12 protein-coding genes and 1 pseudogene are annotated in these 12439 nt (G+C 30.1%); 12 read left to right on the forward strand and 1 reads right to left on the reverse strand.

The annotated features are described in order from the left end of the window. Positions 1–99: 99 nt before the first annotated feature. From pelA to NNC19_RS20380, 12 genes and pseudogenes are all read left to right on the forward strand, one after another. Positions 100–1068, forward strand: a complete 969-nt coding sequence (pelA, locus tag NNC19_RS20325; protein WP_310940528.1) for a pectate lyase — start codon at positions 100–102, stop codon at positions 1066–1068. A gap of 32 nt (positions 1069–1100) precedes the next feature. Further along, positions 1101–1847, forward strand: coding sequence for a rhamnogalacturonan acetylesterase (locus tag NNC19_RS20330; protein WP_310940529.1), 747 nt, complete (start codon positions 1101–1103; stop codon positions 1845–1847). A gap of 55 nt (positions 1848–1902) precedes the next feature. Then, positions 1903–3126 carry a pectinesterase family protein gene (locus NNC19_RS20335; RefSeq protein ID WP_310940530.1) on the forward strand — a complete coding sequence of 408 codons (1224 nt, stop codon included), beginning with the start codon at positions 1903–1905 and terminating at the stop codon, positions 3124–3126. Further along, on the forward strand, positions 3123–3869 hold the full coding sequence (locus NNC19_RS20340) for an amidohydrolase family protein (RefSeq protein ID WP_310940531.1): 747 nt from the start codon (positions 3123–3125) through the stop codon (positions 3867–3869). Before NNC19_RS20335 ends, NNC19_RS20340 begins: the two co-directional genes overlap by 4 nt. 307 nt (positions 3870–4176) lie before the next feature. After that, positions 4177–5265: a TlpA disulfide reductase family protein gene (locus tag NNC19_RS20345; protein ID WP_310940532.1), complete on the forward strand. Its 1089-nt coding sequence runs from the start codon at positions 4177–4179 to the stop codon at positions 5263–5265. Beyond that, a complete protein-coding gene (locus NNC19_RS20350) occupies positions 5262–5408 on the forward strand; it encodes a CD1871A family CXXC motif-containing protein (protein WP_310940533.1) in 147 nt (48 codons plus the stop codon). The genes NNC19_RS20345 and NNC19_RS20350 overlap by 4 nt, the downstream gene beginning before the upstream one ends. Before the next feature lie 5 nt (positions 5409–5413). Then, positions 5414–5740: pseudogene (locus NNC19_RS20355) on the forward strand (4Fe-4S binding protein); the annotation flags it as partial. Positions 5741–5975: 235 nt separating this feature from the next. Further along, the gene (locus NNC19_RS20360) at positions 5976–6182 is read left to right on the forward strand and encodes a helix-turn-helix transcriptional regulator (RefSeq protein WP_310940534.1); all 207 of its coding nucleotides are present in this window, start codon (positions 5976–5978) and stop codon (positions 6180–6182) included. A gap of 1 nt (position 6183) precedes the next feature. Further along, positions 6184–6597, forward strand: coding sequence for a DUF6773 family protein (locus NNC19_RS20365; protein ID WP_310940535.1), 414 nt, complete (start codon positions 6184–6186; stop codon positions 6595–6597). 272 nt (positions 6598–6869) lie between these two features. Then, a complete protein-coding gene (locus tag NNC19_RS20370; protein WP_310940536.1) occupies positions 6870–7256 on the forward strand; it encodes a response regulator in 387 nt (128 codons plus the stop codon). Between the two features lie 267 nt (positions 7257–7523). Beyond that, complete coding sequence (locus NNC19_RS20375) at positions 7524–9755, forward strand: S8 family serine peptidase (RefSeq protein WP_310940537.1); 2232 nt, start codon at positions 7524–7526, stop codon at positions 9753–9755. A gap of 276 nt (positions 9756–10031) precedes the next feature. Further along, a complete protein-coding gene (locus NNC19_RS20380) occupies positions 10032–10766 on the forward strand; it encodes a hypothetical protein (protein WP_310940538.1) in 735 nt (244 codons plus the stop codon). 52 nt (positions 10767–10818) lie between these two features. Here the strand turns inward: NNC19_RS20380 and NNC19_RS20385 are convergent, their stop codons facing one another. Continuing rightward, the gene (locus NNC19_RS20385; protein ID WP_310940539.1) at positions 10819–12282 is read right to left on the reverse strand and encodes a hypothetical protein; all 1464 of its coding nucleotides are present in this window, start codon (positions 12280–12282) and stop codon (positions 10819–10821) included. Between the last annotated feature and the right edge of the window lie 157 nt (positions 12283–12439).

The following is a 12439-nucleotide window of genomic DNA, read 5'->3' on the forward strand; positions in this document are numbered from 1 at the left end:
AAAATGGGGGAAATAACTAAAAAAAATAATAAAAAAAGGGCATACCCATGGGCTTTATTGAGTTTCCGTGAGTGCTCTAGAAATAAGGGGGGGAAAATTATGATTAAATCAAAATTAAAAAAAATATCTTTTACATTAGTTTGTGCATTAGTACTAGGCGCTTCTGGAGTAACAATGATGCAGCCAAAAACAGTGTATGCAGCTAATTCAGGAGCATCTACAGCAAAAATTTCAGATATTTTAAAATATCAAAATACAGATGGCGGTTGGGCAAAGGGATACAATACAGCACAAGGAGATTGGAAGCACTCAACTATAGATAATGGGTATACTTATTCAGAAATAAGAAGATTAGCTTCTGAGTATAAAAAGACAAAAAACAGTGCCTATTCAGCTGCAGCTATAAAAGGAATTAATTGTTTGTTAAATATGCAGTACAGTAATGGAGGATGGCCACAGATTGCTAATAGTACAGGCTATCATAAACATATTACTTATAATGATGATGCGATGGTTAATGTTTTATATATACTAGATGAGATTGCTAATAAGAAAGGTGATTTTTCATTTGTAGACAACACCTTAGCTAATAAATGTAAAACTGCAGTTAATAAAGGTGTTGATTGTATATTAAAAACACAAGTCAAGGTAAATGGAAAGTTAACAGTTTGGGGACAGCAGCATGACGAAATAACTTTAAAACCTACATCTGCAAGAGTATTTGAAGTTACTTCTCTTTGTTCTTCAGAAAGTGCAGGTATTGTAAAGTTCTTAAAAACTAGAACAGCTACTCCACAAATAAATGCTTCTATTAAAGCTGCTACGGATTGGTTTAAAGCAACTGGAATTACAGGAATAAAAGTTGTTAAAGCAAATGGCGATGTTAAAGTTGTAAATGATACTAGTGTAAAAACACCTATTTGGGCTCGTTTTTATCAAATAGGAACTAATAAACCTATATTTGTAGGTCGTGATGGTGTAGTAAAATACAAACTTGCTGATATTGACCAAGAAAGAAGAACAGGATATGCATGGTATGGTTCATGGGGATCATCCATAATTAAATAAAAAATTATTTAAATGGGGGAAAATAAAATATTATGAAAAGTTTTATATTTAAAAAGTTTAAAAGTATAATTCTTATTGCAATAGCTTTTTTGCAAATAGGATTTTTATCAACTGCTGCTAATGCTGCCACATCAAAACCTAAAATATATATAGCAGGAGATTCAACAGTTGCAAGCTATAATGCAGCAACTACATCTAAAGTTGGATGGGGACAAGTTATTCCAACATTATTTACTTCAGATGTTACATTTGAAAATGATGCTCTTAGTGGTAGAAGTTCAAAATCATTTATAGATGAAGGGCATTTAAAAGATATATTAAATAAAATAAAAGCTAATGATTATCTATTTATTCAATTTGGCCATAATGATCAAAAGAAGAATGATCCAACTAGATATACTGAACCATATACAACATATAAGCAATATTTAAAGAAGTATATTGATGGGGCTAAAGCCAAAAAAGCAATTCCAGTTTTAGTGACACCAGTTGCAAGGCTTAATTATAAAAATGGAAAGTTTGTTAATGATTTTGCTGATTATGATAAAGCAATGAAACAAGTAGCAACTGAGAATAATGTTAAATTAATTGATCTTACAACAAAAAGTTTAAATTATTATACTTCAATTGGATATGATAAAACTTATAAAATGTTTATGGTTTCCATAGATGGATCAGATCGCACACATTTTACTAAAGAAGGAGCAAATCAAATTGCTAAATTAGTTGCTCAGGGAGTAAAAGAAAATAAATTACCTATATCTAAATTTGTAAAATAGGAAAGAGTGTCTTAGTAATTTATCAAATAACGTTAGATTAGAAAGGTGGAAAAACATGATTAAAGGTTCAAAGAAGAATATTGGTAAATTTTTAGCATTAACTGTAATTTTAACAGTTAGTTTAGGAAGTATAACTATGGAGAAAATTGTATCAGCTGCTACAACAAGTGATTTATATGTTGGTGACGGTTCAAAGAAAAATAACTATAGCACAGTCAAAGCTGCTATTGATGCTGCAGCTAAGATTAACCCTAAAAGTGAGTCTCAAAGAGTTACAATTCATATTGCTCCAGGAGTATATAGAGCACAGCTTAAAATAGCTACTCCATATATTACTCTTGTTAATTCTAATCCAAGTAAAAGTGTTAAAATTACTTGGTACTATGGTTTAGGATATGATTATTATAGTGTTGGAGCTGATGGCTTCTACAACCAAAGCAGTGCTGTAGCTAAAACTACAAAAAGGAATGTTAGTAGTGGTAAATGGGGAGGTTCGGTTTACCTTACAAATGCGGCAAAAGCATTTAAAGCAGAAAACATAGTATTTGAAAATTCTTTTAACAAATATGTTACTAATGAAGAATTAAAAGATGGTGTTACTCTTTCAACCAAATTCCCTCAAAGTGTATCTTCAACTCTTACACAAAGAACTACATCTACAAATGTTACTTCAAAAGGGGAAACAGAGAGAGCAGCAGCTATGATTATTGATGCAGATAATGTGGAATTCTATAAATGTGGATTTATTGGAAGTCAGGATACACTGTATACTGGTTCAAATGGTTCTAATAATAGCTATTTCAAAAACTGTACTATAGAAGGAAACACTGACTATATTTTTGGCGATGGAAATTCAGTATTTGATAATAGTACATTAAACTTCTGTGGTTATAGTGATAAGGCTGTAGGTGGATATATAACAGCAGCAAAAGATACAGCAACTTATGGGTATCTTTTTAGAAACTGTTCAGTGACAGCTACTAGCAATAAGAAACAGGCACCTGGTTACTTTGGAAGACCTTGGGGTGCAGGAGCAAAGGTTACTTTCTTAAATACTAAACTTCAAAACAGCACAATAATAAACCCTGCAGGTTGGACTTCTATGAGTAACAATACACCTGAAAAAGCACATTTTGCAGAATATAACACAACTTATAATAATGTAAAAGTAAATACAAACTCAAGAAAAGGAAATGTATTAAGTAGTTCTGCTGCTGCTAAAGTAGATGCTACTAAATACTTTGGTGATTGGACTCCAAAGTATCTAACAGTTAAATGAGAATTTTTGATGCCCATTTTCATATTATTGATTTTAATTTTCCCATTATTGAAAACCAAGGATATATGCCACCTAGCTATGTTATAGAAGATTATAAAAATGAAATTGCTAATTTGAATATATTGGGTGGAGCAATTGTATCTGGGTCATTTCAAGGGTTTGATCAAGAGTACTTATTAAAAGCACTTAAACAAATGGGGTCTGCATTTTGTGGTGTTACTCAATTACCTTTTACAGTGACAAATGAAGAGATTGTTGACTTACATAACAATGGGGTAAGAGGATTAAGATTTAATATTAAACGAGGTGGTTCAGAAAACTTAACTAAGTTAGATTACTTTTCAAGAAGAGTTTATGATTTGGTTGGATGGCATAGTGAACTGTATATTGATGCAAAAGATTTATCAGAAATTGCATCAACTATTGGGAAATTACCAGCTATATCAATTGATCATTTAGGATTATCAGAAGAAGGACTACCACATTTATTAAAACTAGTTGATAAAGGGGTACATGTAAAAGCTACAGGCTTTGGTCGTGTAGAACTGGAGGTTAAAAATGCCTTAAAATTGATTTATGAAATAAATCCAGATGCGTTGATGTTTGGAACCGATTTGCCGTCTACAAGAGCAAAAAGACATTTTGAGTATTCAGATATTGAATTAATTAAGCAGATTTTTGATGAAAAAGCTGTTGATAAAATACTCTACACCAATGCACTTAAATGGTATTTCAAGAAATAGACTTTACTCAAATTATTGTAAATTTGCCAATAAGTATTACATTAAAAATTTAAGTTATATGAAAATTATAGAAATTTTCATGATTATAATAAAGTTAAAAGAAAATATTAATTACAATAGAACTAGGACAGTAAATAATTTGTTTTAAAACGAATTATTTACTGTCCTAAAAATTTATCATAGATTTTGGGTTATATACATTAAAAGAGATATAAGTTAAATTGTGTCACTTTGATGTCACATACTTTATGCTAATATCATATCAGCATAAAGAAAAGGAGAGGTTATATATGTTAAAAGAAAAAAAATGTATTTTAAATTAAAAAAGACAATTTTAATAATGATAATAGGAATTTTCTCGTTATCATTATTAGTAGGTTGCAAAAAAGTAACTACTGTATCTTCTGATGCTAACATGGATACAACTGATGTAGCAGAACGTGGGCTTAAAATTTCAATTCCTAAGGAAGCTGTTGATAAAGGAATTGTTGTTGAAAATCCTAATGAAGACTTTAATGAACATTTGGTGCAAGATATATACTTCTATTATAAACCTATTACAGATAAGCTTTTTGATGATATGCAAAATGCACCAGCAGATCAGAAGACAAAGGAAAAACAGGAAGAATTTATTAAGCAAGTGTGGGCCCACTCCAAATGTTTAATGCATATTGTTTTAATTAAAAAAGATGAATATCAAAATGGTATTGATTCAGGAAAATCCCTAGATAAAATGATAAAAGTAGAAGTACCTGATGACAATCTAGATGCACAGTTCATGCCAGAATACAATAATACAGAAAAGTTAGGTGAGAATGGAGACTATATTTATCTTGTGAGTATTCCTACTTGTAAACTTGATGGAATGAGTGAAGAGGAAAAAAAATTGTATGAAGAATGTAGAAGTCGTATGGAAGATGTGAAGAAAAACATTAAATTTATAGATTTAAAATTAGAAGAGAAAAAAGAGTTGCCTACCAAGATTCCATCATTTTCTGCGAATGACTTAGAGGGTAATGAGGTAACAGAAGATATTTTCAAACAAAAGGATATTACTATGGTAAATGTTTGGGGAACCTTCTGTGCACCATGTATAGAAGAAATGCCTGACCTTGGAGAAATGGCACGCTCAATGCCTAAGAATGTTCAGATGGTAGGGTATATTATAGATATTGATGGAGATAAAAATCTTAAAGCTGCAAAAGATATTGTTTCAAAGGCAAAAGCTAATTTTACACAGCTTGTAGCAAATAAAGATATGTCTGATTTTACAGAATGCTTTGTTGGAGTACCAGCTACCTTCTTTGTTGATAAAGAGGGAAATATACTTGGAGAACCAATTGTTGGAGGTAAAATAGATGAATATAAGTCAACCTTGAAGGAGTATTTAAAATGATAGAAAAGAATAAGTGTAGGATACAGATTATAACATGTATCCTTGCCACTATATTTTTGATTTATGGTTCATGGCGAGGGGAAATTTCTGTTGTTCTTAATAAAGCAACAAACATCTGCCTAGAATGTATCGGACTGGGGTGATAAATATGATAAAGTCAACAATAAAAAGAAAATTGATACAGATTGCTGCCTTTGGATTTACTAATTCACATATTACGAATTTTGCAAATGGGTCTTTATATAAGGGTTCTTGGAAGCAATTTTGTAGTCCAGGATTAAATTGTTATTCCTGTCCTGCTGCAGGATTGGCATGTGCTATAGGATCACTTCAGGCAGTCAGTGGTTCATCTGAATTTCAAACTAGCTTTTATATCTGGGGTTTTTTATTAGCTGTGGGTGTTTTACTAGGAAGATTTGTTTGTGGGTTTTTATGTCCTTTTGGGTTGTTTCAAGAATTATTATATAAAGTCCCTTAAGAAAATATGTGAAGGTATTGAAAATATCTTGTTGGAGCATAAGGAGAGAAGCATAAAGGTTGTTAAAAGTTTTGAATTTAATTAAGGTGAAAAATACTGGCTTTGGCCAGTATTTTTTTGTATATAGTAGTAAAAAAGTGTAAAGTATAAATTCCAATTTGCAATTAATATTTTACATTTATGTAAAATATTATTATAATATGATTATGCTATTTATGTGGAGGTGAACTATTTGTCCGGAAAAAAAATTAAAATTTCAAGGGTAGAAAAGGATTTAACACAGAGTCAACTTGCAGAAAAGATAGGTGTAACTAGGCAAACTATTGGACTAATAGAAAATGACAATTATAATCCTAGTATTGCATTATGTATAAAGATGGCTAAGGCATTAGGTAAGACACTTAATGATTTATTTTGGGAGGAAGAAGGGACTAAATAATATGAAAAAGATGGTAGAAGATGAAAGAATACATTTAGAACTAAAAAATATTTATGCTATGGCTTTTAAAATAATGACTGTATGTTTGTTGTTAGATTATATATATAGTATATACATAAAAGGAGAGTCATTTAAAGATAATATGGATAAAACTATCATATTATTAATAATAGCTATTTATATTATTTTAATGCTGGTGAAACTAGGAATATTCGGTATAAATATAAAGGAAGATAAGTCTAATATATTGTATATATTAGGAACAAGTACAGGTACTACAATTATTTTTACTATATTAACTAATTTAAATAAAGAAATAATTATAACAAAAGTTGCAATTGTGGCAATAACAATGTTTGTTTGTACAACAATTATACTCACTTTATTTATTAAAATTTCAAAGAAAAGAGCTTAGAGTAAAATTATACATATGGACTAAACACATGAAAAAGTGTTTAGTCTATGAATTAAAATCAAGAAACTGGACCTCCACAATTTAAAGTAATCAAATGGATAATTTCTAGATGCAATTAGCATTTTAGATTATAAATCTTAGTGCAAGTTGCATCTGATTAAGTGACTTATGTGACTATAAAAACATTATGAAATGGTCTAAAATTAAATTAACAAATGAATTAAAAATAAATTAGCAAATGATTTGAAATAGAAACAAGGGAGATAAAAATTATGAAAAGAGTACTTATAGTTGATGATGCAGCATTTATGAGATTTGTATTGAGGCAGACTTTAGAAAAGTGTGGGTTTGAAGTCGTTGGGGAAGCTGAAAATGGAGTAAAAGCTATTAGATTATTTAGACAATTAAAACCAGATGTGGTTACAATGGATTTAACTATGCCAGCTCTTAATGGAGTAGATTCAATAAAAGTTTTAAAGTTGATAGATGAAGAGGCTAAGATTATTGTTATTTCTTCTAATGGTCAAAAATTAGCAGTTGAAGAAGCTATAGATGCTGGAGCGTCATCATTTTTAGTAAAGCCTTTCAAAGAAAAAGCTTTAGCAGAACGTTTAGTAGATGCATTTAAGCCTAATGGAGTTAAGTTAAGTTACAATTAATAGGAGCGAAAGCTCTTTTTTTTGAAAGATAATCAGCAAAATATTTTGCCTACTATGAAAAAATTCAATGACTACAACCTTTTCCGAAGTAATTAAATTTGAAAGCTTTTCTCTAATTGTAAAAAAATGAAAAGGATAAAGGTCCTAATTATAAAAGGACTAAAGATATCTATGAAAAAATATAGAAAAAACTATAATAGAGTTATTAAGATTAAAAATCAATGCATAAACGTGTAAAAATATTTTTTAATTATAGGGGGAAACATAATGTACAAAAGAAAAAATTTCAAATTTAATATCTCTATTGCTGTAGCTTCATTGGTAGCAGTATGTTTATTTTCAATTCCATTAAAAGCAGAAGGTGCTACTATAGATAACAAATTAAAATTACCAATGAACAGTTCAATGGATAAAGAAAATTTAATGAAATATAATGATGGAGAATTCATAGTTAAATTTAAAGAAAGTGTAAATATAGAAAGTTCAAATAATAAAGAAGATAAAAAAGCAAAGCAAAATAAAGAGATTGAAGCTTTAGAAGTTGAAGTGCTTTCAAATAAAGATTTAGGAAATGGCTTAAAGTTAGTTAAATACAAAGGTAAGAAAACTCCTAAAGAATTAGAAAAAATGGTAAAAGCTAATTCTAGCAGTGAAATAGAGTATATTGAACCTAATTATATTCTTACTGCATCAGATATAGAATCTAGTTGGGTTCCAAAAGATACATATTACAATAACTTATGGGGAATGAAAAATACTGGACAAGCCATCCAGTATCAAAATGGTATTCCTGGTATTGATATTGGTGCTGAAAAAGCTTGGGATATTACTAAAGGAAGTTCAAATGTTGTTGTAGCAGTAATTGACACAGGCGTTGATTATACTCATCCAGATTTAAGCAATAATATTTGGAAAAATACAAAAGAAATACCTAATAATTATATTGATGATGACCAAAATGGATATATAGATGATGTTAATGGTTGGGATTTTTATAACAGTGATAATAGTCCAATGGATGATAATGGCCATGGAACTCATGTTTCTGGAACTATAGCAGCTTCTGGAAATGGAGCAGGTGTAATAGGTGTAGCTCCAAATGTAAAAATAATGCCTTTAAAATTCTTAAATAGTGTTGGAAAAGGTTATCTAGCAGATGTTCTAAATGCTATAAACTATGCAAATAAAATGGGAGCAAAAATAAGTAATAATTCATGGGGTGGTACAGTATATAGTCAAGCACTTTATGATGCTGTTAGTAATTATGGAGGTTTATTTATAGCAGCAGCTGGAAACCTAGGTACTGATAATGATTCAGCGGGAACTTATCCTGCATCCTTTAACTTACCAAATATAATTTCAGTGGCATCTGTTGATAATAGAGGGTCTTTATCTAGTTTTTCAAATTATGGAGCAAGCTCTGTAGATGTGGCTGCACCAGGAGAAGATATATACAGTACTGAACCATATAATACTTATGGATATGAAAGTGGAACTTCTATGGCTACACCTCATGTTAGTGGAATAGCTGCACTATTATTAAGTGTCAATCCTTCTAATACGACAGCAAATATTAAGGACTCTATTACAAAATCTGTTGTAAAACTTTCTAACCTTAATGGAAAAGTTGCTACAGGTGGAATGGTTAATGCTTATGAAGCTATTAAGAAAAACATTCCAGTAGCTATGCCTACAAATGTAATAGCAACATCAACAGGAAATAGTAGTATAGCAATAAATTGGGGAGCAGTAACTGGAGCTAATGGTTATGAAGTATATAGGTTGGGATCAAATGGAACTTATGGATATATAGCTAATACAACTTCCACAAGTTTTACAAATATAGGATTGAATTCAGGAACTGCTTATTCATATAAAATAAGAGCATATAGAATTGTAGGAACAGTAAAAATTTATAGTGATTTTTCAACAGTAGCAAGTGCCCAAACTGCACTAGCAGTACCATTAAATCTAACAGCAATTTCAGCAAACTATAACAGTATAAAAGTGAGTTGGGGAACAGTAACTGGAGCTAATGGTTATGAAGTATACAGATTGGGATCAAGTGGAACTTATGGATATATAGCAAATACAACTTCTACAAGCTTTATAAATACAGGATTAAATACAGGAACTGCTTATTCATATAAGGTAAGAGCATATAAAATTATAGGTGGAATAAAAATTTACAGCAACTTTTCAGCAGCAATAAGTACAAAACCTGTACTAGCCGTACCATTAAATCTAACGGCAGTGTCAGCAGGAAATAGCAGCATAAAGATTAGCTGGGGAGCAGTAACTGGAGCTAATGGTTATGAAGTATACAGATTAGGATCAAGTGGAACTTATGGATATATAGCAAATGTAACCTCTACAAGTTTTACAAATATAGGATTGAGTTCAGGAACTATTTACTCTTATAAAATAAGAGCATATAGAATAGTAGGTGGAATAAAAGTTTATAGTAACTTTACAACAGTAGTAAGCACAAAAGCATAATATTAAACCTTAAAAATTATGCCTCCAGATTGATGACTGCATCAGTTTGGAGGCTTTTATGTTAATGATGTGGAGTGGAGAAAGTATTGATAGATTGTATCTTTTAGAAATATATTCTTGGATAGTAAAAAAAATCTACAAGGTGTAGTTTACGACTATATTTCTTCATTTTATGACAAATTCATTTTATAGCTTGTCAACTTGATGTATTCTATTAATAATTAAGTTTTCTAGAAGAATGCTTAATATGAATAAGTCAAAATGGGGGGATTTGAAATGAAAAAAATTAAAATGAAAATTATTACTTCATGTCTAGCTTTAGGAATTGTTGCAGGAACTTTATTTACACCAGTTGCTGCTTCAGCAGCTACAAAAAGCAATCCATCTACACAAATTGATGGAGTATTAAGCACATTCCACCAAGGAGGGGTTGGAGATTGCGGAGCTGTTTCTGGAATACAAGCCTTGGATAATAGTAAATATGGTAAAACTCTTTTAAAGAAGATGATTACAGTTAATAGTAATGGTGGTTACACACTTAATTTTGGATCTGGAAAACAAACAGTATCACAAAAAGATGTAACAAATGCATACATAACTGGAGATCTTGATGCTAGAGTTATAGAAGCTGGACTACAAAAAGCAATGAATGTTTATAATGGTTGTTTTGCTTGTGATGTATTTACAACAATGACTGGATTTAAACAAAGCACTGTTAATGGAACATCTGCTAAAACTAATATGATGAATACTATGGCTTCAAAATGCTCTTCTGGGGCAGGGATTATAGCTGCTTGTGACTTCACTATAGCTGATCCAAGCAAAGGAATTTTAGGAGATGGAAGTCACTCATATTCAATAAAAAGTGTAACTAAAGATACTGTAGTAGTAGTAAATCCATGGGATACTTCTAAGGATATAAAACTTTCTAGAAGTCAATTTGAAAAGTCTATAAGATATATGACATATGTAGATGAAACCAATAAAAAAGTTATGGTTTTCTGGAGTTAATTAGATATGAAAAGGTTGGAATCAATTAGTGATTCCAACCTTTTTTTGATATCTATTTTGTATAATCATTGTAATCAGACTTAAACCATTTAATAGTTATACTTGCTTTTCCAGTTTCATCTTTAGGATTAATTTGAATTTCATCAGACTTTACTACATTTTTATTTATAAGCAATACAGTTTTTTCAGGATTATCACAATAAAAAGTAATACCTCTTAAATCATCAATAGAAGGAGTACTTTTACCAAAAATAGTATCATTTATACAGTCAATATTTATATATTCCTGATCATTTACTTTACCCTTACTATATTGTATATGTTTTTGAGCAGTGGAATAACTTAAAAGTCTTGAGGTCTTAGCAACAAGAATTTTTCCGTTAGTCTGATAATTTGCTAACATTCTAAGAGAATTTATATTTTCTTGTGAAAATAACTCTTCAGCACCAATACCAAAATGCTGTGCTACTATTGAGTATTGTTGATTTTTTACTAGGGTATCTAGGTTATTTTGAGTTAGTTGAAGGTGTAAATTCTTAGTATTCCATGTCCAATCATCTTTTCCATTTACTAAACCTCTATTATATCTATGAAATCCCCAAACCTTTTTGCCATCAACAAGTGAAAGTTCATAAAGTGGATAGTCATGTCCAAAACTACTATCTTGTAAGGAATTCCATATATATTTAACACCATTACCCATAGTTAAATCTGTATGATAATATGGTGACTTAGGATTGTCCCCACATTGATAACTCATAAAGTTTGAAGCACCATGAGCTCCAAAGTTTTGAACATTAGCTCTATTACCATGGTTTATCCACACTTTAAAATTAGCATTTATACCTTTTAATTCATTCCATGCATTTACAGCTAAATCTCTATTGAAGGCAGTACCTTTTTCACTATCTTTTGAAAAATCTCCAAAGGTATGAAGGCAATCTATCCATCCAGAATTAATATAATTAACTATTTTATTTGCATTATGCTTTTGTGAAGTATCTGTACCTTTATAATAGGTCATTATATTTTCAGAGCCATTTCCATACTTGTCCACTTTTCCCTTTGTGTCATTTCCCATATACATCCACATAGAATCGCCTATGTCAAGACCTACACCTTCACCATAAGGAGTTTGCTCTTTAGTATTCAAGAATTTATGGTAAGTTTCAAATTCTTCTAAAGTTGTATCATCTATATCACTACATATAGCCAACATTGATTTATATGGGTATGGGAATTTTCTTAAATCTTTACTTTCATAAGAAGGACTTTTTGTATTGGAATTTAAGGCTTCTAAAATAGCTTTAGTAGTTTCAGCAGATTTGTCATTATCTTTATCCTTATCAGTATTTGTATCAGATGTTTCATTTTTATTATCATCTGTATCAGAAACTATGTTACCCATTGTTGTAACTGAGTAGGTTTTTTTTATTAACTTTAAAATAGGAAGACTAGTAAGTAAAATTAATAAAATAATAATTAATAAATTCAATTTTCGTTTAATATTCTTCACATTTGTACCCCTCTAAACTAAAATTTATATATTTTCACTTTACAATTAAGTATAGTATAAAAGCAATATTTAGTAAAATTACGTTTAGTTAACATAAATAAGATTACAATAACTACTAACATAAGATTGCATTTCAAATTTAATTATATAATGTTTA

Source organism: Clostridium sp. SHJSY1 (assembly GCF_031626875.1).
GTDB lineage: Bacteria > Bacillota > Clostridia > Clostridiales > Clostridiaceae > Clostridium.

Excerpts from the sequence above, each read along its gene's own strand:
- NNC19_RS20335 (WP_310940530.1), top strand. The coding sequence starts at position 1,903 with ATGATTAAAGGTTCAAAGAAGAATATTGGTAAATTTTTAGCATTAACT.
- NNC19_RS20340 (WP_310940531.1), top strand. The coding sequence starts at position 3,123 with ATGAGAATTTTTGATGCCCATTTTCATATTATTGATTTTAATTTTCCC.
- NNC19_RS20380 (WP_310940538.1), top strand. The coding sequence starts at position 10,032 with ATGAAAAAAATTAAAATGAAAATTATTACTTCATGTCTAGCTTTAGGA.
- NNC19_RS20345 (WP_310940532.1), top strand. The coding sequence starts at position 4,177 with ATGTATTTTAAATTAAAAAAGACAATTTTAATAATGATAATAGGAATT.
- NNC19_RS20370 (WP_310940536.1), top strand. The coding sequence starts at position 6,870 with ATGAAAAGAGTACTTATAGTTGATGATGCAGCATTTATGAGATTTGTA.
- NNC19_RS20350 (WP_310940533.1), top strand. The coding sequence starts at position 5,262 with ATGATAGAAAAGAATAAGTGTAGGATACAGATTATAACATGTATCCTT.
- pelA (WP_310940528.1), top strand. The coding sequence starts at position 100 with ATGATTAAATCAAAATTAAAAAAAATATCTTTTACATTAGTTTGTGCA.
- NNC19_RS20365 (WP_310940535.1), top strand. The coding sequence starts at position 6,184 with ATGAAAAAGATGGTAGAAGATGAAAGAATACATTTAGAACTAAAAAAT.
- NNC19_RS20375 (WP_310940537.1), top strand. The coding sequence starts at position 7,524 with ATGTACAAAAGAAAAAATTTCAAATTTAATATCTCTATTGCTGTAGCT.
- NNC19_RS20330 (WP_310940529.1), top strand. The coding sequence starts at position 1,101 with ATGAAAAGTTTTATATTTAAAAAGTTTAAAAGTATAATTCTTATTGCA.